Source organism: Rhodopseudomonas telluris, assembly GCF_042432815.1.
Taxonomy (GTDB): Bacteria; Pseudomonadota; Alphaproteobacteria; order Rhizobiales; family Xanthobacteraceae; genus Rhodopseudomonas; species Rhodopseudomonas telluris.
In genome coordinates, this window is sequence record NZ_JBHLWM010000001.1 from 730,497 (window position 1) to 752,376 (window position 21,880).

General features: G+C 67.1%; 16 protein-coding genes. 6 read left to right on the forward strand and 10 right to left on the reverse strand.

Features of this window, described 5'->3' with window-relative positions; translation table 11 throughout:
* Positions 1-13 precede the first annotated feature (13 nt).
* Both ACFFJ6_RS03360 and ACFFJ6_RS03365 read left to right on the forward strand, forming a co-directional pair.
* Positions 14-1,192 carry an ABC transporter substrate-binding protein gene (locus tag ACFFJ6_RS03360; RefSeq protein ID WP_378384348.1) on the forward strand — a complete coding sequence of 393 codons (1,179 nt, stop codon included), beginning with the start codon at positions 14-16 and terminating at the stop codon, positions 1,190-1,192.
* Positions 1,193-1,275: 83 nt separating this feature from the next.
* On the forward strand, positions 1,276-1,968 hold the full coding sequence (locus ACFFJ6_RS03365) for a DUF2848 domain-containing protein (protein WP_378384350.1): 693 nt from the start codon (positions 1,276-1,278) through the stop codon (positions 1,966-1,968).
* 213 nt (positions 1,969-2,181) lie between these two features.
* Here ACFFJ6_RS03365 and ACFFJ6_RS03370 read toward each other — a convergent pair whose 3' ends face one another.
* Positions 2,182-3,810: a fatty-acid--CoA ligase gene (locus ACFFJ6_RS03370; RefSeq protein WP_378384352.1), complete on the reverse strand. Its 1,629-nt coding sequence runs from the start codon at positions 3,808-3,810 to the stop codon at positions 2,182-2,184.
* Positions 3,811-3,927: 117 nt separating this feature from the next.
* On the opposite strand from ACFFJ6_RS03370, the gene ACFFJ6_RS03375 reads away from it, so the two are divergent.
* Positions 3,928-4,956, forward strand: a complete 1,029-nt coding sequence (locus tag ACFFJ6_RS03375) for an extensin family protein (protein ID WP_378384354.1) — start codon at positions 3,928-3,930, stop codon at positions 4,954-4,956.
* 543 nt (positions 4,957-5,499) lie between these two features.
* On the opposite strand, the gene ACFFJ6_RS03380 is transcribed toward ACFFJ6_RS03375, so the two are convergent.
* Positions 5,500-6,180 carry a L,D-transpeptidase gene (locus ACFFJ6_RS03380; protein ID WP_378384356.1) on the reverse strand — a complete coding sequence of 227 codons (681 nt, stop codon included), beginning with the start codon at positions 6,178-6,180 and terminating at the stop codon, positions 5,500-5,502.
* Between the two features lie 371 nt (positions 6,181-6,551).
* Here ACFFJ6_RS03380 and ACFFJ6_RS03385 point away from each other — a divergent pair, with 371 nt between their 5' ends.
* The gene (locus ACFFJ6_RS03385; RefSeq protein ID WP_378384358.1) at positions 6,552-7,532 is read left to right on the forward strand and encodes a magnesium transporter CorA family protein; all 981 of its coding nucleotides are present in this window, start codon (positions 6,552-6,554) and stop codon (positions 7,530-7,532) included.
* A 921-nt stretch (positions 7,533-8,453) separates the two neighbouring features.
* Here the strand turns inward: ACFFJ6_RS03385 and ACFFJ6_RS03390 are convergent.
* On the reverse strand, positions 8,454-8,900 hold the full coding sequence (locus tag ACFFJ6_RS03390; protein WP_378384360.1) for a nucleoside deaminase: 447 nt from the start codon (positions 8,898-8,900) through the stop codon (positions 8,454-8,456).
* 170 nt (positions 8,901-9,070) lie between these two features.
* On the opposite strand from ACFFJ6_RS03390, the gene ACFFJ6_RS03395 reads away from it, so the two are divergent.
* The gene (locus tag ACFFJ6_RS03395) at positions 9,071-11,347 is read left to right on the forward strand and encodes a pseudouridine synthase (protein WP_378384362.1); all 2,277 of its coding nucleotides are present in this window, start codon (positions 9,071-9,073) and stop codon (positions 11,345-11,347) included.
* Between the two features lie 166 nt (positions 11,348-11,513).
* Positions 11,514-12,077 carry a 16S rRNA (guanine(966)-N(2))-methyltransferase RsmD gene (rsmD, locus tag ACFFJ6_RS03400; RefSeq protein ID WP_378384364.1) on the forward strand — a complete coding sequence of 188 codons (564 nt, stop codon included), beginning with the start codon at positions 11,514-11,516 and terminating at the stop codon, positions 12,075-12,077.
* A 20-nt stretch (positions 12,078-12,097) separates the two neighbouring features.
* Here rsmD and ACFFJ6_RS03405 read toward each other — a convergent pair whose 3' ends face one another.
* From ACFFJ6_RS03405 to ACFFJ6_RS03435, 7 genes are all read right to left on the reverse strand, one after another.
* Entirely contained in the window at positions 12,098-13,498 is a 1,401-nt protein-coding gene (locus ACFFJ6_RS03405) for a carotenoid oxygenase family protein (protein ID WP_378384366.1), read from the reverse strand.
* Between the two features lie 35 nt (positions 13,499-13,533).
* Positions 13,534-14,913 carry a vWA domain-containing protein gene (locus ACFFJ6_RS03410; protein WP_378384368.1) on the reverse strand — a complete coding sequence of 460 codons (1,380 nt, stop codon included), beginning with the start codon at positions 14,911-14,913 and terminating at the stop codon, positions 13,534-13,536.
* The gene (locus ACFFJ6_RS03415; RefSeq protein WP_378384370.1) at positions 14,906-16,015 is read right to left on the reverse strand and encodes an AAA family ATPase; all 1,110 of its coding nucleotides are present in this window, start codon (positions 16,013-16,015) and stop codon (positions 14,906-14,908) included. The genes ACFFJ6_RS03410 and ACFFJ6_RS03415 overlap by 8 nt, the downstream gene beginning before the upstream one ends.
* A gap of 15 nt (positions 16,016-16,030) precedes the next feature.
* Positions 16,031-17,083 (reverse strand): hypothetical protein, encoded by a 1,053-nt coding sequence (locus ACFFJ6_RS03420; protein WP_378384372.1) that lies wholly within the window; start codon positions 17,081-17,083, stop codon positions 16,031-16,033.
* Positions 17,084-17,243: 160 nt separating this feature from the next.
* On the reverse strand, positions 17,244-18,197 hold the full coding sequence (locus tag ACFFJ6_RS03425) for an alpha/beta fold hydrolase (RefSeq protein ID WP_378384374.1): 954 nt from the start codon (positions 18,195-18,197) through the stop codon (positions 17,244-17,246).
* Between the two features lie 283 nt (positions 18,198-18,480).
* Positions 18,481-19,989 carry a M81 family metallopeptidase gene (locus tag ACFFJ6_RS03430; protein ID WP_378384376.1) on the reverse strand — a complete coding sequence of 503 codons (1,509 nt, stop codon included), beginning with the start codon at positions 19,987-19,989 and terminating at the stop codon, positions 18,481-18,483.
* 152 nt (positions 19,990-20,141) lie between these two features.
* Complete coding sequence (locus ACFFJ6_RS03435) at positions 20,142-21,794, reverse strand: ABC transporter ATP-binding protein (protein WP_378384378.1); 1,653 nt, start codon at positions 21,792-21,794, stop codon at positions 20,142-20,144.
* Positions 21,795-21,880: the final 86 nt, after the last annotated feature.

Below are 21,880 nucleotides of genomic sequence, written 5' to 3' on the forward strand. Positions count from 1 at the left end.
GAGCAGGGGATTGATGAAAGCGTATAGCGTTGCGGCGGCCGGTGTCGCCCTCGGACTGATCGGCGGCATCGCAGGCGGCGCGCAGGCCGCCGATCTGGTACTCGGCTTCTCGATGGCCAAGACCGGCCCCTATGTCAGCCTCGCCAACACCAACGAGGTCGCGGTCGATATAGCGGTCGATGAGATCAACGCCAAGGGCGGGGTCGGCGGCAACAAGATCAAGCTGGTGAAGTTCGACACCGGCGGTGACCCCAAGCAGGCCGCGCTCGCGGTGCGCCAGTTCGCCGAGGACAACAAGGCGCTGGCGGTGATCGGCCCGTTCTCGTCCGGTGAAGTCCGCGTCGCGTTCCCGGCCGGCGAGCGTCTCGGCATCGTGCAGATGTCGATGTCGTCCTCGGCGCCCGGCCTCACCAAGGGCTTCAGCTACGCGTTCCGCAACACCCGCGACGAGAAGACCGTGATCGACGAGGTGCTGGCGACGCTGCGCGACAAGAAGCTGCCGATGAAGACCGGCGCCGCTGCGTTCGCCACCGACGACACCGTGTCGAAGTCGATCGGCACCGGCGTGGTGCCGGTTCTGTTCACCAAATACGGCGTCGAGAACAAGGGCGCTGTCGACTTCCAGTACAACGCCTTCGATCTGTCGCCGCAGGTCTCGCAGCTCGCCCAGATGAAGCCGGACATCATCGGCCTCGGCGCGCCGCCGGAAGCCGCCATCAATCTCGCCAAGGAGCTGAAGCGCCAGGGCGTCGAGGCGCGGCTGATCGCGGGCACCACCGTGGCCGATCCCGACCTGCCGAAGCGCATGGCGGGCGCCGGCAATCTGATGACCATCGGCACGACGTTCTTCGCCGACCTCAACGACCGGACCAAGGCGTTCGCCAAGGAGTTCGCCAAGTGCACCTCGGCGGCCGGCATGACCCGGCAGGAACCAAACCAGCAGGACGCCTCGGCCTACGACATCGTCTATCTGCTGGCCGAAGCGATCAAGACCGCGTCGGTCACCGGCGACGCCGACAAGGTCGCGGCGGAACGCACCGGCATCCGCGACGCGCTCGGCAAGCTGAAGGATTTCCCGGCGCTCGAAGGGGCGATCTCGTTCGGCGGCGATCACGATGCGATCAAGCCGATCTACGTGATCGAAGCCAAGGATCAGCACTGGACGTTGCTCGACACCCGCAAGGGCGAGTAGTTCAATCATCCTGAGCGTGCGAGGATGCGGTTCCGCGTCCCCGCACGCTGCTCCTTCAGCCGTCAATCCTGCGAGACCCGCTCATGTATGCCGCTGCCATCGATTTCGTCGTCCACGAACAGGGTCGCAAGACCACGCGCTCCGTCCAGATCGGCGACCTGATCGTCGCCGGCTGGACCGGCCGCGATCCGGTGGCGCGCGACAAGCACATCAAGGAACTCGAAGAACTCGGCATTGCGCCGCCGGCTTCGACCCCGATCTACTACCGCGTCGCCGCCGCCCGGCTGACGACGCGCACCGCGATCGAGGTCAGCGACGAGAATTCCAGCGGCGAGGTCGAGTTCGTGCTGATCAACTCCGGCGGCAAGCTCTATGTCGGCGTCGGCTCGGACCACACCGACCGCAAGGTCGAAACCTACAACATCACCGTCTCCAAGCAGATGTGCGACAAGCCGGTGGCGCCCGAGCTGTGGGCCGTCGATGACGTCGCGGCGCATTGGGACCAGCTCGTGCTGCGCTCCTTCGCGACGATCGGCGGCGAGCGCGTGCTGTATCAGGAAGGCACCCTGTCCGGCATGCTGCCGCCCGCCGAGCTGATCGAACGCGAATTCGGCGCGTCGGGCCTGCCGGAAGGCGCCGCGCTATTCGGCGGCACCTTCGCCGCCAAAGGCGGCATCCGCCCCGCCACCCGCTTCGACTACGAACTCAGCGACCCGATCCTGAACCGCAGCATCAGCAGCTGCTACGAGGTACGGACGTTGCCGGTGTTGGGCTGATAGTCGCACTACCTCTCCCCGCGCACAGCGCGCTCCCTCTCCCGCCTGCGGGAGAGGGGGGGGTGAGGGCGCACCGGGCTCGGTGCTTGGGGACCCCCACCCCCGACCCCTCCCCGCAAGGGGGAGGGGAGCAGAGCACAGCGCGCTCCCTCTCCCGCTTGCGGGAGAGGGGTGGGGTGAGGGTGCCCCAGGCAGTGAGCCCGCCGATAGCTCTTACGCCGCCGCCCCCGGCAGCGTGTAGGTTTTGAACTGATCGCGCAGGGCCGTCTTCAGGATCTTCCCCGTGGCCGTGTGCGGGATGGCGTCGACGAAGACGATGTCGTCGGGCATCCACCACTTGGCGATCTTGCCGTCCATGTATTGCAGGATCTCGTCGCGGGTGCAGGTGACGTCGGGCTTGAGCTGGCAGATCAGCAGCGGGCGCTCGTCCCATTTCGGGTGATACACGCCGATCACCGCGGCTTCCGCCACCTTGGGATGGCCGACCGCGAGGTTTTCCAGATCGATCGAGGAGATCCACTCGCCGCCGGACTTGATCACGTCCTTGGAGCGGTCGGTGATCCGCATGTAGCCGTCCTGGTCGATGGTCGCGACGTCGCCGGTGTCGAAGAAGCCGGCATCGTCGAGGATCTCCTTGTCGACGCGGTAATACGCCTTGGCGATCGCCGGGCCCGACACCTTGAGCCGGCCGAACGTCTTGCCGTCCCACGGCACGTCCTTGCCGGCGTCGTCGGTGATCTTCATCTGCACGCCGAACGGCGGATAGCCTTGCGTCGCCAGCACGTCGAGCCGTGCGTCGCCGGTGGTCTTGTCGAACGGCGGCTTCAGCGTGGCGAGCGTGCCGAGCGGGCTCATCTCGGTCATGCCCCAGGCGTGGCGCGCCTCGGCGCCCATGTCGACGAACGCCTTGATCATCGAGCGCGGCATCGCCGAGCCGCCGCAGATCACCATCTTCAGGTCCGGCAGCGTCAGCTTCTCCTTCTGCATGTGCTGCAGCAGCATCAGCCACACCGTGGGAACACCCGCCGTGTGCGTCACCTTCTCGGTCGACAGCAGCTCATAGACGGAGGCGCCGTCGAGCTTGGCGCCGGGCATCACCAGCTTGGTGCCCATCGACGGCGCCGAGAATGCGATGCCCCATGAGTTGGCATGGAACAAAGGCACGACCGGCAGCATGGTGTCGGCGGCGCGAGTGCCGAGCGCGTCCGGATTGTTGGCCATCAGCGCGTGCAGCACGTTGGAGCGATGCGAATACAACACCCCCTTCGGATCGCCGGTTGTACCAGACGTGTAGCACATCGCCGCCGCGGTGTTCTCGTCGAAGGTCTTCCACGCGAAGTCGCCGTCGGCTTCCTTCAGCCACTCTTCATAGGCCACCGCGTTCTTCAGCGTGGTCTGCGGCATGTGTTCCGCGTCGGTGAGCACAACGTAGCGCTCGATGCTCGGGATCTGGTCGGCGATCTTTTCCAGCACCGGGATGAAGGTGAGGTCGGTGATCATCACGCGGTCCTGGGCGTGATTCACGATCCAGGCGATCTGGTCCGGAAAAAGCCGCGGATTGACCGTATGGCAGATCGCGCCGATTCCCATGATGCCGTACCAGCATTCCAGATGCCGGGCGGTGTTCCAGGCGATCGTCGCGACGCGGTCGCCGAGCTTGATGCCGGCGCGGTCCAGCATCTGGCTCACCTTCAGCGCCCGTTGATGGATCTGCGCATAGGTGGTGCGGACGATCGGACCCTCGACCGAGCGCGTCACCACCTCCTGGTTGCCGTGGATCCGGGCCGCGTGCTCGATGATCCGATGACACAGCAAAGGCCAGTCTTGCATCAGTCCAAGCATCCGAATTGTCCTCCTGATTGTTATCCCCTTGGGATTGGCCGCGACCTTAGCGCGGTCGCGGCTCGCGGAAAACTGTTCTGTCGCAATCTGTTCCGCGGCAAAGCGCCGGCACGGGCGATGCTGATCGCGCTGGTGGCGCTCGGCTCGCCGACCGCGCAGGCACGGGACCGGATTCCTCTGCCGAAGCCGCGTCCGGCCGCGGCGCCACAGCCGGTCGAGGATCGCGCAGCCGCGGGCGCCGAGCAGCGGCCGGACTCCGCCGAGCCGGCCGGCGAACCAGCGCAGCAGTCTGCGCCTGCGCAGGCCGAGGCCGCGAAGCCGCAGCCCAAGCCGCCGAGCGCGTGCCGGCTGGCGCTGACCGAGCAGATCGCCATCGCGCCGAGCATTGCGGATATCAACGATCCCGGCGGTTGCGGCGGCACCGATCTGGTGCGGCTGGAAGCGATCGTGCTGCCGGACGGCAACCGCGTCGCGGTGACGCCGGCTGCGATCCTGCGCTGCCCGATGGCGGCGGAGCTCGCCGAGTGGGTCCGCACCGACGTGGCGCCGCTGGCAACGTCGCTGGAATCGCGGCTCGCGGCCCTCGATAATTTCGATTCCTACGAGTGCCGCGGCCGCAACCGGGTGCGCGGTGCCAAGCTCAGCGAGCACGGCAAGGCGAACGCGATCGACATTCGCGGCCTCAAGCTCACCAGCGGCCGGATGGTGTCGCTGACCGATCGCGCCAGCCCGCGCGCGATCCGCGAAAGCGTGCGCCAGTCGGTGTGCGACCGCTTCTCCACCGTGCTCGGCCCCGGCTCCGACGGTTATCACGAGGACCACATCCATCTGGACCTCGCGCAGCGGCGCAGGGATTACCGGATGTGCCAGTGGGACGTATGGGAGCCGCTGCCGCAGATCGCGCCGCTGTTCCCGGCGCCGCGCCCGGACGAAGCACCGCCGCGTGAAGTCGCCGCCGACCGCCCGCCGGAGCGCGAGCGCAGCCGCGAGCCGGAGCCGGCTCAGCCAGGGCAGGCGGAGCCGGAGCAGGCTCAGCCTGAGCAGGCCGAGCAAGCCGCCCAGCCGGCATCGCCGCCGGTAGCCACTAAGAAGGCGAAGGCCAAGCTGAGGAAGCCACGGGACGATCGGCCATCCGAACGACGGTAGGCCCCCGTTGCCCGGCGTGCTCAGCGTTGACGCGAGGTTTCGATCAGACGAGCCGCGAGCTCAGCGCAACCTCTCCCGCCGGCGGGAGAGGTCGGCCCCGGCGAAGCGCAGCGAAGCCGGGACGGGGGAGGGCAGGGCTCTCCACGAAACGCGGACTCACTGCCCGGGTCGCCCTCACCCCAGCCCTCTCCCGCAAGCGGGAGAGGGGGCGCGCAGTGCGTGAGAATAGCGCTTGCGATAACAGAGAGAAGCGCCGGACCAGAGGCACAGCGCAACCTCTCCCGCCTGCGGGAGAGGTTGGCCCGGCGGAGCGCAGCGAAGCCGGGACGGGTGAGGGCAGGGCTCTCCACGAAACGCGGACTCACTGCCCGGGTCGTCCTCACCCCAACCCTCTCCCGCAAGCGGGAGAGGGAGCGCGCAGTGCGTGAGGGAGCGCGCTGCGGCGCGAGGTGGGCGCTTCCGACAATAGAAAAGCGCCGGACCAGCCGGCGCTTTTCAACTGAACGGCTGCGCTGTGCGCGGCCTAAACTTCTGTCCGAAGGCTTACTGCCAGGACGACGAACCGCCCTGCAGCGCCATCTTGGAGTTGTACGGCGAGTCGCCGTGCTTCGGCTCCAGCACCACGACGATCGCGCCCATCTTGACGCGGTTGTACAGGTCGATGACGTCCTCGTTGGTCATGCGGATGCAGCCCGAGGAGATCGAGGCGCCGATATATTCCGGCTGGTTGGTGCCGTGGATGCGGAACAGCGTGTCCTTGCCGCCCGAGTACAGGTAGATCGCGCGCGAGCCCATCGGATTGTCCGGGCCGGGGGCAACGAACTTCGGCACGCCGAGGCGGGAGATTTCGCTGGGGGTGGGATGCCAGGCCGGCCACTCGGTCATGGCGCCGACCTTGGCGATGCCCGACCAGGCCATCGCTTCTTCGCCGACGGTGATGCCGTAACGGATCGCCTTGCCGCCTTCCTGCACGTAATACAGGTAGTGGTTGTCGGAATCGACCACGATCGAGCCGGGCGCTTCCTTGCGGTGATAGTCGACGATGGCGCGGCGGAACGCTTCAGGCACCGGCGTCTTCACATAGGAGACCTTGGACAGCAGCTCCTTGTCGCGCGGCTTCAGCGCCGCCGCCGAGGTCTCCTGATAGGTCGTGGCCTGCATACAGCCGGACAACAGCAGGCCCGCGCCGACGAGCAGCCCCAGCTTCTTTCCAAGAGACGCCATTATCGTTCCATTTCAGAGTAGCGCGCCCCAAGCTGCGCGCCTGATCAGCATTGCGCGTCAGCCGCGCCGGACGAGGGCCGCGTTTCAGCGACGATTCCTAGGCTTTAGTATCGCTGAAAGCGGCCGCTTTACCAGCATTAGTGCGAGGGGTTCCGTACGGTGGCGCAGCGTTGTTGCATTTCTGCCGCAGAACGGCAGTAGATGATGAACTTCGCGGCACCCGCTGTTGCGGACCCGCCGCATCTGTCCCGCGTCTTTGCCATGCCGATGAAAACCATCATGACGGGCGCGGGCGGAGCTTGCCACCCCGGCGCAGTTACGGCACTCCAGTGCCACCTCCGCCGTCACTCCCCGCCAGCACCGGAGTCCTCATGCTCGCGCTCTTCGCTCCCACCGACTCCGCTCTCAAGCGCGCCGAGCCCATCGATCTGAATGCCCTGCCGGAAGACTCGGTCTGGATCGATCTCGAGCGGCCGACGGCCGACGAGGATCGCGCGGTCGAGAAGCTGGCCGGCATCGCGGTGCCGACCCGGGAGGACATGCAGGAGATCGAGATCTCCAGCCGTCTCTATATCGAGAACGGCGCCCGCTACATGACGGCCAGCCTGATGTGCGGCGCCGACACCACGTCGCCGCGGCTGTCGCCGGTCACCTTCATTCTCGCCGGCCGCCGGCTGGTGACGGTGCGTTACGACGAGCCGCGGCCGTTCCCGGTGGTTGAGAACCGGCTGGCCCGCACGCCGTCCTTCGGCGCCACCGGCGAGACCGTGCTGCTCGAACTGCTCGACGCCGTGATCGACCGCTGCGCCGACATTCTCGAGCGCGCCGGCTCGGAGGTCGACGACGTCAGCCGCGAGATCTTCGAGCCGGAGGGCGCCGCCCGCACCGGCCACCCCAAGCGCTATTCCGACATCCTGATCGCGATCGGCCGCAAGGGCGACTTGGTCTCCAAGGTCCGCGAGAGTCTGGTGTCGATCGGCCGCCTTGTCGCTTTCCTCACCGTCGAGGGCGAGGGCCTGAAATGGCCGAAGGACAGCCGCACCCAGCTCAAGACCATGCAGCGCGACGTGATCTCGCTGACCGACCACGCCAGCTATCTGTCGAACAAGATCACCTTCGTGCTCGACGCCATGCTGGGCGTCGTCAATCTCGAGCAGAACAACATCATCAAGCTGTTCTCGGTGATGGCCGTCGTTCTGATGCCCCCCACTTTGATCGCCTCGGTCTACGGCATGAACTTCAAGTTCATGCCCGAACTCGAATGGGCCCACGGCTACACCATGGCGCTCGGCATGATGCTGATGGCCGCCGTGCTGCCGTATATGTTCTTCAAGTGGAAGAAGTGGTTGTAGGAACGCCGTGAGTAGCAGGCGATCTGTAGCGTCGTCAGCTTGCGACGCGTCGAAGCCGCGTCACATCCCTTCACTTCGTCATTCCGGGGCGCCGTACCCGTAGCCTCGATGAAGCGCAGCGTAATCGAGGGGCCGCGGGTGACGTGTCCGGCGGCAAGTTACAAAGCCGGCGCGGCCCCGGATTACGCTGCGCTCCATCCGGGCTACGGCGCTTGACAAAATTCCTATTATGACTATAGTCCCTGTCGTCCTGTCCGTGAGGGGCGCTTCGCGAGGCGTCGTACAAGCGGGACAGATCGGCGGGCCGGGCAACCGGTCCGGAACGATGGCCCGGCGAAGCTGACACTGGTCAGCGCAGTCGGGTGGACGCGGCGTCCTGCGCGCTGTGCCTCGCAAGCACACGTCCGGGAGGCGTCGGGGACCCGTCCGGGCCTACTACGAGGCTCTGCGACTTGTTAGTTCGCTGGACGGGGGCAGGCGAAGGCGGCGTAATCCGCCGGATCCGTGGGGTTTCATTACCCTTGCCTGCCCGCGGAAGCACGGGCCCGAAGACAGAAAGCGCCGCGGTGGGCGCGCCGGAAGGCGTTGCGCGAGGACGCAAGCCCTCGCGAGAACCACCACCAACCCGCGCCGACCGGCGCGCCCCCACCCCTCGCTGTGACAGCGACGGGTGCACAACTCGGGCTCAGCGGAGCCGCGAGGAGGAATGCGCGTGGCTGTTTGATAGTTGAATCGGAGATCTCGGAGAGGCAACGAATTCGCTCCACCGACAGCCGTCATCGCGGGCTTGACCCGCGGATCCATCGCGCGCGGAGCGCGCTAGGAGGACGATTGTTGCGAACAGGATGGATTGCCGGGTCAAGCCCGGCAATGACATCGAACTGTGTCCCGGGGCGCTGCGCAGCGTCCGGGGCACAGGCTTCATCGCCGCACCTTGAAGAACGCCCGCAGCATCGCCGCGGCTTCGCGTTCGCCGACGCCGGAGTAGATTTCCGGGGCGTGGTGGCAGGTCGGCTGGTTGAAGAAGCGGACGCCGCTCTCGACCGCGCCGCCTTTCGGATCGAACGCGCCGAAATACAGTCGCCGGATCCGCGCGAAGGAAATTGCGCCGGCGCACATCGTGCACGGCTCGAGCGTGACGTAGAGGTCGCAATCGGTCAGCCGCTCGCTGCCGAGCTGTCGGGCGGCTTCGCGGATCGCCAGCAGTTCGGCGTGGGCGGTCGGGTCGCGGTCGGTCAAAGTGCGGTTGGCGGCGGTGGCGATCACCGTGCCGGCGCGGACGATGACGCAGCCGACCGGGACTTCGCCAGCGTCGGCGGCCATTTGCGCCGCCTGCAGCGCCAAATCCATGAAAGAGTGTGTCGTCATGGCTCGTCTCGCCGCGAAAACTCTGCTAGGAGAGCCCATTCAGCAACAGTGGATACCGGTTTTGCGGGACCCGAGCGCCTTCGATGAGAGCGCGAGCGACCCTGGCGCGAGCCCGTTTCCTGCCTGAGCCCCATTGCCGATCCCGACGGATCCCTGAAGAAAGACCACTCATGCCCCGCGACACCGACAAAAACAACGCTTCAGCGCGCGGCCGCCGCGATCGGCCCGGCGGCGGCAAGGCTGCGGGCGGCGGCAGGAGCGGTGGCGGCAAGGGTGGTTTCGGCGGGAAAGGTGGCTTCGGCGCCAAGGGCGCCGGCGGCAAAGGCCGTTCGGGCGCCGCGCGCGGCCCCGAGAAAAAATTCGCCAAGCGCGCCGAGGGTGGCGGCGAGGCGCGCGGCGATCGTCCTTATGCGAAGAAACCGTTCGACGGCGAGGCCAAGCGCTCGTTCGGTCCGCGCGAGGGCGGCGAGAAACGCGCCTACACGCCGCGCCCGCCGCGCCCGCCGCGCGACGATCGCGGCGGCGACCGCCCGTTCAAGCGCGACGGCACCGCGCCGCGTCGCGATTTTGCCGATCGGCCGCGCCGCGCCGAGGGCGACACGCCGCGCCCGCGCTTCAACCGCGACGAGCGCCCGGCCCGCAGCGGCGACCGCGCCGAGCGCGGCCCGCGCAAGGAGTTCGGCGAGAAGCGATCGTTCGGCCCGCGCGAAGGCGGCGAGAAGCGGGCCTATACGCCGCGCCCGCCGCGCGACGACCGCGGCGGCGACCGTCCCTTCAAGCGCGACGACCGCGCCCCGCGCCGCGACCGCGACGATGCGCGTCCGGCCGGCCGCTTCGGCGAGAAAAAGTTCGGCGACAAGAAGTTTGGCGATAAGCCGTTCGGCGATCGCAAGCCGCGCGACGGCGGTGAGAAGCGACCGTATCAGCGCCGCGAAGACGGCGACAAGCGTCCCACCGCGCCGCGCGACGGTGGCGACAAGAAGTTCGGCCGCGGCGCACCGGATCGCGGGCCGCGCAAGAGTTTTGGCGACCGTCCGGAGCGCGGCGTAGATCGCGGCAGCGACAAGCCTTGGCAGAAGCGCGATAGCGCGCCCGGTGAACGTAGCGAGCGCGGTGAGCGCAAAGGCGGCTTCGACAAGCCGCGGTTCGATCGTCCGCGCGAGGAGCGTGGCGGCGAGCGACCGCGGTTCGGCCGCGACGAACGGCCGGCCTTCGAACGCCGCGAGCGCAGCGGCGACTGGCACGAGCATCCGCGCGGCGAAGGGCGTTCGTCAGATCGTCCGCGCAGCGAAGGCCGCGGCTTCGAGCGGCCGCGCCGCGACAACGAAGACGACAGCAAGGTGTTCGCCAAGCGGCCGGCATTCGGCGGCCGCGGCGCCTATCGCGAGCGGCCGGCCGGCGAGCGCGGCAAGTTCGACAAGAAGGCCGGACGCGGCAAGCCCGACCGCCGCGCCGCCAAGGCGTCGGCCAAGCCCGGCGACCGCATCGCCAAGGTCGTGGCCCGCGCCGGGCTGTGCTCGCGCCGCGATGCCGAGGCTTGGATCACCGAAGGCCGCGTCGCCGTCAACGGCAAGGTGATCGATAGTCCGGCGCTCGACGTGACGCCGTCCGACGTCATCACCATCGACGGCAAGCCGTTGCCGGAGCGCGAGCGGACGCGGCTGTTCCTGTATCACAAGCCGCGCGGGCTGATGACGACGCATGCCGATCCAGAAGGCCGGCCGACGGTGTTCGATCATCTGCCCGAAGATCTGCCGCGGCTGATCTCGATCGGGCGGCTCGACTTCAACACCGAGGGCCTGCTGCTGCTCACCAATGACGGCGGACTGGCGCGCGCGCTGGAACTACCCGAAACCGGCTGGCTGCGCCGCTACCGCGTCCGCGCCCATGGCGAAGTCACCCAGGCGCAGCTCGACGAACTCAAGAACGGCATCGAGGTCGACGGGGTCAAATACGGCGAGATCGACGCCAGGCTCGAACGCGACCAGGGCGCCAATGTCTGGCTGGTGTTCGCGATCCGCGAGGGCAAGAACCGCGAGGTCCGCAACGTGCTGGCGCATCTCGGCCTCGAGGTGAACCGGCTGATCCGCGTCTCCTACGGCCCGTTCCAGCTGCTCGAACTCGGCGAAGGCGAAGTCGAGGAAGTGAAGACGCGGGTGCTGCGCGAGCAGCTCGGCGAAAAGATCGTCGAGCTCGCCGGCTGCGATTTCGCCGGCCCGTCGCCGAGCGAGATCAAGCCGAAGCGGCCGGCCCGCGTGGTCGCCGCAGGCGAGGAAGCTGCGCCGGCGCCGAAGAAGAAGCCGCCGACGAAGCGCGGCGCGGTCGAGGATCGCAAGGGCCGCAAGATCAAGGTCGAGCGCACCGGCACCGGCGAGCGCCGCGACCCGTCGCGCGGCCCCGCCCGCCGCTACCACGGCAAGCGCGACCTGGCGCCGCGCGAGGAGTAGTTGTCGTCGTGGTGGCGCAACCTCAAAACCTGCCGTCATCGCCGGGCTTGACCCGGCGATCCACGCCGCGAGACACGGTCGTGCGTTTGGTCGTGGATGGCCGGGTCAAGCCCGGCCATGACGACGATGAAGTAAGCGGGCGCCCCTTCGACACGCGAGACATTCCATGCGTGTGATTGGCGGGCGGTTGCGGGGGCGCAATCTGGTGGCGCCGTCGTCGCGCGAGATTCGGCCGACGGCGGATCGGCTGCGCGAGTCGCTGTTCAACATCCTGATGCATGCCTACGAGGATCCGATCAGCGACGCGCGGGTGCTCGATCTGTTCGCCGGCACCGGCGCGCTCGGCATCGAGGCGTCGTCGCGCGGCGCCAAGTTCGTGCTGTTCGTCGACAACGGCGCCGAGGCGCGCGCACTGCTGCGCGCCAATGTCGAGGCGCTCGGGCTCGGCGGCGTCAGCAAGGTGTATCGCCGCGACGCCGCCAATCTCGGGCCCGCGCATCCGGTCGAGCCGTTCGGCGTGGTGTTCCTCGATCCGCCCTATCGGATGCAGCTCGCCGACAAGGCGCTGGCTTCACTTCGCGACGGCGGCTGGCTGCTGCCGGACGCGCTGGTGATCGTCGAGGAAGCCAGGGATGCGGGTTTCGTGACGCCTGACGGCTTCACCGAGTTGGAGCGTCGGGCCTACGACGACACCGAGTTCACCATCCTGCGGTTCGGCGCCAGTGCGTAACGATCCGCTCGCTGCGCCGATCACCTCGCCACCCAGTTGCCGTGAAAGCCATCCGGCACGCGATGGCCGAGTTGCACCAGCGCGATCGGCCCGGCGGCGATATCGGCGGCGTTGAACACCGCGAGATCGCTGCGGTTCTCGCAGCCGCGCCAGATCACGGTCAGCAGCCAGCCATCGGCTTCCGCGGCATCCGGCGTGCGCGGCACGAACACCGGCTCGCCGATTGTGTCGCCGGCCGGCAGCAGATAGCGCGCGCGTCGCGTCCCTTGGCCGTCGACATGCACGAGGCCGGTCAGCATCCCGAGCATCGGTGTTTCCGGGCTGGCGCAGGCGTACCAGCCGTGTGTGCTGGGCAGGCCGGCGCGGCGCTCGTCGATCCGCGGAAATTCGCCGCTGATCTCGTCGAGATAGTTGCGCGTGAAGCCGCTGGTGTTGCTGGCGAGATCGAAGGTCCAGCGGCACAGCCGGGCGCGGCCCTTGTCCGGATCGGTGCGGCGGCCGTCCGGATGCGGAAACAGCGGCGCGACTTCCGACTGCATCACGTCGGCGACGATCCGCGTGCCGTCCTCCCACGCATTCATGACGTGGAAGACGAAGCAGGCGTCGCCGCGAAACCAGCGGATGTCGCGCGTCGAGCCGGAGCGCTTCATCACGCCCACATAGGCGCCTTTGCCCGGATCCCAGGCGTAAGGCGGCTTGCCGCGCATCGCCCGCCACAGGCTGCCGGTCAGCGGCAAAATCGGAAACAGCACGTAGTTCTCGGTAACGATGAAGTCGTGCACCATCGCCGCATAGGGCGCCTTGAAGTATTCGAATCGCGTGACGTGGCCCGCCGCGTCGATGGCGCCGAACGACATCGTGCGCTTCAGTGGACCGGCGGCGTTGTAGCCGAAGAACAGCATCTCGCCGGTCGCCGGATCGATCTTCGGATGCGCGGTGAACGGCCCCTTCAGCGCGCCGCCATAGTCGTGATAGCCGCGCGTCGCCAGCGTGCCCGGCTCGATTTCCATCGGCAGATGCGCTTCTTCAAGCGCCAGCAGCTTGCCGGCGTGGTACACGATGTTGGTGTTGGCGACGTTGCCGTCGTCGGGCGCGGAGCGCGGCGCATCGGGCAGCTTCATGTTGAATTCGCCGTAGAGCGGGCGGCCGGCATCGTGCTCGGCCAGCCATTTCGGCGTCCGCACCCAGCGGTTGCGATAGCTGGCGCGGCCGTTCTCCAGTTTGAAGGCGTGCAGCATGCCGTCGCCGAAGAACCAGTGCGCGGTCTTCGATGCGAATTGCGGGTTGGCGCCGTTGCGATACAGCGTGCCGTTCAGTTCGCGCGGCAGCTCGCCCTTGATGGGCAGAAACGGCGCGTCGCATTCCATCGGGATCGGCGCGAGATTGTCGCACGCATCCGGAATTCCGATCACCTGTAGCATGGCGTGCTCCTGACGGTCTTCGTCGCCGTCCTCGATCAGTTCAATGTCAGCAAACGGCCGAACGGCTGCGTCGCCTGCGCGTGTGTTTCGGGCACGGCCCAGATCACCGGCCAGCGCGGCTTGAAATCCGCCGGGCCTTCGAGATCGGTCAGCACCACGGCAATGTCGGGCTTGTGCCGATCGGCCTCGGCGAGCAGTGGCGTGAAATCGGTGCCACCGCCGCCGGAGAATTCGATTTCGCTTAGCACGAAGCGGCGGCCGGGTTCGAAGAATTCGACCTGACGAACGCGCTCGTCGCCGATAATCAGCACCAGGCCCGCTTCCTGCCGCCGCAAGATGGTCTCGATCTCGTTGGCGAAACGCTCGATCAGCCGATCGTCGATCGAGCCGGAGACGTCGATGATCAGCGCCAGCCGGGGCTCGTTTTTGGTCGCGCAGAATCCCGGTTCGAACGGCATCCGGTGGTTTCCGGCGCGGCCCTGATTGGCGATGTAGGAGCGCGCCGGCCGCGACCAGGTCAGCGACGGCTTCTTCGCCAGCCCGCGCGCCAGTTGCACGCGCAGCACCTGCGCCCACGGCGTGCGGGTGCGCGGCAGATCGGCGATCAGCGTGCGTAGCATCGAGAACGCGCCGTCGCCGGCATGGCCCCGCAGGATGCGTTCGCTCCAGTCGCGCGCATGTTCGGCCTCGGCCTCCGGCGCGGATTGCGACTCGGCATTGGGGATGAGATCGCGCGCGCCGCCGGCGCCGAGTTCGCGCACCTTGGCGGAGCGCGAACCGTCGGCGCGTTGCTCGGCGCTCTCTTTCTCTGAATTGGATTGGGCCTGAGACGGGTTACGGCCGCCGCTGCCGGACGCATCGGCCTCGGAGCCCGAACGCGAGTCTTCCTTCGATTTCTGCTTGCCGTTACTTGTCGTCTGGCCGCGATCGTCGATCGCGCGGTAGAGCTTCTCGACGTCCCATTCCAGCAGAGCGGCTTCGGGTGGCTGCTCCCGCTTCAGCGCCTGGGCCAGCAGCTGCTCCAGCATCACCGATTTGGCCGGCAGCTTCAGCCAGCTGAGATGCGCCAGCGTCGAGTTGACGATGGCGTCGGCGCAGATCGTGTAGAGTTCGAGGTCGACGTCGCCGATCACCCGCTGCAATTCGACGAAGCGTTGCGGATGGCGCAGCGCGATGTGCAGCACCTCGTGGGCGACCAGCCCGGCCTGCTCGGCGATCGGCAGCCTGTCGAACGCGGGGCTGTAATACACGGTGGTGCCGTCGGTGACGGCGGGACACGCGGGCTCGTTGCCGTCGGCAGGCAGATCCTGATGGCGCACCCACAGCGCGAGGCCGCCGGTCGATGGCGCGAACTCCACCATGCGCTGAATGGCGCGGGTCCCGCGATGACTGTAGAGCGCCGCGGCTTCAGGCATCCTGCGCTTCCAATTGCCGGCGTTCGCCGTAGCGCGCGTAGGCCGGGCTGTCGAAGATCGCGGCTTCGAGGCCGTTCTCCAGCGCGCGTTGCATCAAAAGCTCCATCGCCAGCGTCTGCGCCTCGCGGATTGGCAGCGGCACCGCGCCGCGGATATCCGGCAGTTGCTCGATGATTTCGAGCGCCCGCGCCAGCGTGTCCTTGTCGGTGCTCGCAGCCAGCAGGCCGTACAGCATGCCGTACAGCGCATCGAGCGTCTTCGGCAGCAGCGCTGCGGTCTCGGACCCCGGCTTCGCGGCGAGCAGCCTGAGCACATCGGTGCCGGCCTTGATCTCGCGCAGCACGCCGAAAAATTCCGCCGCATTGGCGGCGCCGATCCGGCCCTGCACGAACAGCCGCTTGGCGGAGTCGGACAGGCCGGACTTCAGCACGTTGGAGATGTCCTCCCAGCCGCGCGGGCTGGCGCCGATCAGGTGGTCGCCGGCGAGTTGGGCCTGCGTGTCGTCGAGCTTGTCGGGGCGGACCTTCAGATACGCCATCACTTCCGGCGCGAATTCCCGCGCCATCGCGTGGCTGAGGAAAGCGTCGATCGCAGTCTGGACGTTGAAGTGGAACATCCGGTCGGCGAGCGCGGTACCCATGTCGTGGCTGATCGCGCCGTGGAAGCTGGCATTGCCGGCCGCGACCACCAGCCAGCCATCGGGCAGTTGATAGTTGCCGACCCGGCGGTCGAGGATCAGCGAATAGGCCGAGATCTGAAGGCGCTGATCGGCGGCGGTCAGTTCGTCGAGAAACAGCAGGCCCTCGGGCTGATCGGGCGAGGGCAGGAATTCCGGCGGAAACCACACCGTCTTGGCGAGATTCTCGTCCGCATAGATCGCGCCGCGGATGTCGACCGGCTCGATCGTGGTGAGCCGCAGATCGACCACCGGCACCTTGTAGTGCTCGGCGACCTGGCGCACCACCGAGGACTTGCCGACCCCGCGCGTCCCCCACAGCATCGAGGCGCGGCGCCGCAGCGTCGGCTCGGCATATTGCTCGATCAGCGCCGCCTTGGCGGCCGCGATCGAGACCGGGGGGATGTTCATCGGGTTGCCGTGCATCGATCGGGTCCTCGCTTAGGTCGGCTGAACGTCGAGTGTCTGCGAGCCCGCCGCCTCGCCCTGTGGATGCCAGGTGGCGTGGTCGATGCGGCGCGGCAGCGGCGGGATCTCCATCGACGGGATGTCGCGCATGCCGAAAGCGCCGATCATCAGCAGCGGCGGCGCGCCCATCAGCAGCAGATTGATGATCGAGTCCTGCGGGATGTCGACCAGCGTCAGCCCTGCGGCGCCGACGATCAGGCTGGCGAAAAACAGCAGCGGCAGCGCACGGCGCAGCGCCACGCCCCAGCGGGCCCGCGCCTGCGTGGCGTGATAGACGGCCGGCGGCTGCGACAGCGTGCGGGTGAGATGCGCAATGGTCTGCTCGAACCGCGCCTCGATCGCGCGGCTCAGCTCCGGTCCGCTGCCGCGTGCCTTGAGTTTGCCGCTCCAGCCGGCCTTGCTGCTACGCAGCGGCGACCACGCCCAGCCCATCACCGCGAGCAGATCTTCCGGCAGCTTGACGCCTGCGGCTTGCGGCGTGATGTCGATCTCGGCCGGATAGCCGCGGACCAGCGGCGCGCGCAGCACGATGGTGAAACCGGCGATTCGCGCCTCGCCGCGCAGCAGTTCGCGATCGACCGCCGCAGGGTCGGCCAGGTCGGTGCCGGTGCGCGGCGTCAGACGATAGCTCAGGGCCACGGTGGTGCCTTCGACGGAGCGGAATTGCTGATGTGGCCGGATCGTTTCGATCCGCGCCAGCAATGCGCCTGGCTCTTCGCCTTGCGTTTCGAGTGTCGCCGCAAGACCGCAGTCGAGCGTCAGTGTTCGCGTCAGCACGCTGAAGCCGGAGCGGGGATTGTCGAGCTGCAGGATTTCGTGGGCGTCGATTCCGGCGGCGTCGGCCTCGTCGTGGACGAGCGTCTTGAAAATGAGCCGCCTGTTGATGCGATCGCTGGCAGCGAGATCGACGTGCAGATCGCGCCGCGTGAACGGTTGCACCAGAGTGAGGATCTCGTGGTGCGTCAATGGATGAGTCGGCGGTGTGTCCGGGCCGGCAGGGCCGGCGAGAAGCCGTGCGTAGTTCATTCTCGATCAACACCTCCGCATGGAGAGTCGCGTCACATGATTGGCATTTTCAGTTAACCGCGCTCATGCTGCTGATTGCAACCCGAAAACAAAACCCATGTACTGATCACAGGGAGCGCCGCTTCACATCCGCGTGCGGCGCTCCTGCTTTGTCAGGCCGTCACGACAGTGCGAGAAACTGATCGTACGACTTTACCACCTGATCGAGGATCTCGAAGTGCATCAACGCGCCGGCGTCGAACTTGACGATGGTCCAGTTTGAACGCCCGGCGACGCGGCTCTTGTGGCGATAGTCGACAAAGTCGCCCCGCGTGCCGTGCGCCATCCAGACCGGCAGCCTGAGTGATTCGTAGATCGTAAGGATGTCCTTGCTGAACATGAAGCCGGAGACGAAATAGTAAGGTGCGTAGCGAGCACCCGGCTGATGGGTAGTATGGTAGTCGTATTCGAGCATCGACTCGTCGATGTTCTTCGAGCCCCACGCCTTCTCCAGGAATTTGCGGATCACCGGCTTGGCGGTCAGCAGCTTGAAGAAGCCGCTATCCCACAGCTTGAAGCGCAGGGTACCGAGCAGCCAGCTCTGGCCGCGCGTGGTCGGCACCCTTTCGTCACGGGCCTTGCCTTCGAAGCCGGTCGGGCTGATCAGGCCGAGCGTATTGAAGGCGCCCGGGTTCTCCGCCGCCGCGCGTGCGACGAATTCACACGACAGCGACAGCCCGATCACGTCGATCGGCTGCGGACCGTGGACCTCCTGCACGCGCGCGATCGCGGCATGCACGGCGTCGGTCATGATGCGTGCGGTGTATTCGCGATCGTCGCGATCCGATTGACCGAAGCCGGGGAGATCGACTGCATGCACCGGGCGATATTTGGCGTAGTGATCGTACAGCGTCTTGATCTCGAACGCCGAACCCGCAGCGTTGACGCTATGGACCAGCAACAAGGGCCGTACGTTATCCTCGTTCGCGGCGAAGCCGAGCGAGTAGGTGGCCAGGCGTCCAACCTTGGTGGTGATATCGGTCCGCGTGCCCGCGACCGGGTTGGCGAGGTTCGACCTCGTATAGGCTCGCCCGGTCTTGCTGGTTTCGAGTGTTTCTGTGCTGCTGACGGACATTTGCGATCCCCTTCGACCGTGTCGTTTGGTGTGCAAATGAAATGGAACCTGATCCGTTCCAATGTTGTCTGCGCAGAACGGAACTAATCGATAAAATGGTATCGGCGTACGTGAAGAGCGCGGTGGGCCGCGCGCATGCGCACACCCGGAGCGAGCGTCACTGAGCTGTTGAGCACGCGATGAGTCAGACTACGTTGACGTCAATCCACGCGACGAACGCGCATGGCGCAATTCGGATCGCGTAGTCCTCAGCGCAATGCTCACCTTTGGATGGATGCCGCGGTCAGCTGGCGGCGTCCACGAACGGCTGCCCGTTCGGCTTCACGCGCACGCCTTTGCGCAGGCGCTTCCACGGCAGCGAGGCGGGGTCGGCCGGCATTGCGCCCGGCGCGGCGCAGATCAGCAGCCGCTCGGCGATCGGCTGGAAGTCGGCGCGGAAATGCACCGAGCTCTTCACCACCAGAACGGACTGCTCGGTCGGCTCGATGCCGACATAGCGATACATCGCCTGATCGGCGAGCTGCGCCTTGTGCGACGACACGACCACGCGGACGTCGCCGATCCGCAGGCAAGCCGACGCGCCCATCTCCATTTCGCGGCCGCCATAGTAGGGACCCGGCGCGACGAAGCGACCGTCCGACAGCCGCTCCACCACGAAGCTCTCCTCATACGGCGCATCGCCGGCGACGCCCGATTTGCCGCCGAGCGCGAGCCGCACCGTGGCGCCGACGCCAGCGTCGTGCGCCGCCTTCGCCGATTCCGGATCATAGATCACGCCGATCGCAGCGCGCTGCGCGTCGTTGCGGACCAGCGCACGCAGCATCCCGGTGGTATCGGAGTCGCCGCCGGCGCCGGGATTGTCCTGGGTGTCGGCGATGATCACCGGTTTGGTTGCGCCCTCCGCAAGCTGCATCGCCAGCTTCACGCCGTCATCGGGCGAATAGATCGGGCCGTCGAAATCATTCTCGTGGCCGATCACCAGCGCGGCGATCGTGTCGGCCGCCGCGTCGGCGTCTGCCTGGGTGCGGCCATAGGCGAACACGCTGGCGCCGCAGTCGGGGAAGTCCGCGGCCGGAAAGCCCGGCGCGAACGACAGCGTCGGCACCGCGTCGCTCTCCAGTGCGGCGAGCCTGTCGTAAATGCCCTTGGTCGGCTCGTCGAAGGTGCATTGCCACGAGATCGGGATCAGGAACGGCAATTGCCGGAACGCCTTGGCGAACTTCCGCCCGCTGCTCAGCAGCAGCGCGAGATGTTTCGCCGAGGCACGGCCGGTGTCGGCCATGTCGACATGCGGATAGGTGCGGTAGGCGATCAGCGCGTCGGCGTGCTCGACCATCTGCGGGGTCACATTGGCGTGCAGGTCGAGGCTGACCACCAGCGGCAGATCGGGCCCGATCACGTCGCGGACGCGCGCCAGGATCTCGCCTTCGCCGTCGTCGAGATGCTCGGTCACCATTGCGCCGTGCAAATCGAGATACACCGCATCGAGCGGGCCGGCGCTCGCGATCCCGTCGATCATCACTTTCACGACACGCTCGAACGCATCCTCGGTGACGTGGGCCGATGGGCTGGCGCCACAGGCGATGGTCGGGATCAGCTCCCAACCGTGGCGCTCCGCTTCCCCGACGAAGCCGGCGAGGCCGACATTGATGCCGCGCATCACCTTCAGTACGTCGGCGCCCGTCGTCATCGCCGGCCAGCCGCCGCCGTGAACGAACGACTCCCATGTCGCGTTGGTGGGCGCAAAGGTGTTGGTCTCGTGCAGAAAGCCGCCGACGGCGATGCGGGTCATGATCGTGGTTCTCTTGCTGATTTAACGTTCGTCATTCTGGGATGCGCCCCTTGGTGCGCAGGCCCGGAATCCATATCCCCTGGCGGCGGTCATGGATTCCGGGTTCGCGAGCCGGGCTCGCGCCCTGGAACGAATAGGGGAGAGGTCGGTACTTAACTCATCATCGCCGCCGGTGCTTCATTCACCGGGCGGAAGTTGGCGAAGTCCCAGTGGCGGCCGGGGGCGGCTTCGAGCAGTTGGCGGGTGTAGGCCTGCTTCGGATTGGTCAGCACCTCGGCGGCCGGGCCCTGTTCGACGACGCGGCCTTTCTCCATCACCGCGACGTCGTCGCAGATCTGCGCCGCGACGCGCAGATCGTGGGTGATGAACAAGAGGGCGATGCCGAGCCGGGTCTGGATCTCGTCGAGCAGGTCGAGCACCTGCGCCTGTACCGAGACGTCGAGCGCCGACACCGCTTCGTCGGCGACCAGTACGTCGGGATCGAGCGCCAGCGCACGGGCGATCGCGATGCGCTGGCGCTGGCCGCCGGAGAATTGATGCGGAAAGCGCGAGATCGCATCCGCGGGCAGATGCACCAGTTCGAGCAGTTGGCGTGCCTTGGCCATCGCCTCGGCATGCGGCATGCCGTAGTTGATCGGCCCCTCGGCGATACTCTCGCCGATGCTGACGCGCGGATTGAGCGAGCGATACGGATCCTGGAAGATGATCTGGATCTTCTTGCGGTGCGGCCGCAGCAGCCGGCGTGACAGATCGGAGATCTCGCGGCCGGCGAGGCGGATGCCGCCCGAGGTCGGATCGATCAGCCGGACAATGCAGCGCGCCACCGTGGATTTGCCCGAGCCGCTTTCGCCGACGATGCCGAGGGTACGGCCCTTGTGCAGCGTCAGCGTCACGTCCTTCGCGGCGATCACTTCGCGGTGTCCGCCGAGGAAGGATCGCTCGCGATACACCTTGCCGAGTTCGTTGGCTTCGAGCACCACCGACAGCGCCTCGGTTTCACGCGGCGCGCGCGGCACCAAGCTCGGCACCGCCGACAGCAGCTTGCGGGTGTAGTCCATCTGCGGCTGCCGCAGCACGGTGTCGAGTGGGCCGGTTTCGACCAGCCGCCCGGTGCGCATCACCGCGACGCGGTCTGCGATTTCGGCGACCACGCCCATGTCGTGGGTGATGAACAGCACCGCGGTGCCGTGGGCGTGCTGCAGCTCGCGGATCAGCGTCAGGATTTGCTTCTGGGTGGTGACGTCGAGCGCCGTGGTGGGCTCGTCGGCGATCAGCAGCTTGGGTTCGAGCACCAGCGCCATCGCGATCATGATGCGCTGGCGTTGCCCGCCGGACAGGCGATGCGGATAGGAAGCGAAGATGCGCTCGACATCGGGCAGGCGGACCTGCTCCATCATGTCGAGGATGCGCCGCCGCCGCTCGCGCGCGCCGAGATCGGTGTGGAAGCGCAGCACCTCGTCGATCTGCCTGCCGACGTGGACGACCGGATTGAGCGCGGTCATCGGCTCCTGGAAGATCATCGCCATCTGGCTGGCGCGGAGCTGGCGCAGCCGCCGCTCGCTGGCCGCGAGTACGTTCTCGCCGGCGAGCCGGATCTGCCCGGCCGAGGCATGCAGAGAGCCCTTCGGCAACAGGCCCATGGTGGCGAGCGAGGTCACCGATTTGCCTGAGCCGCTTTCGCCGACCAGACACATCGTTTCGCCCTGGCGCACGTTCAGCGAAATGCCGTCGATCACCTTGTCGCCATCGCCGCTCTTGCCGAGCCGCACGACCAGATTGTCGATCTCGAGAACGTTGTCGGTCATCGGGATATCTCCACGTCATTGCGAGCGAAGCGAAGCAATCCAGCGCTCCCAGCACGGCGTTCTGGATTGCTTCGTCGCTTCGCTCC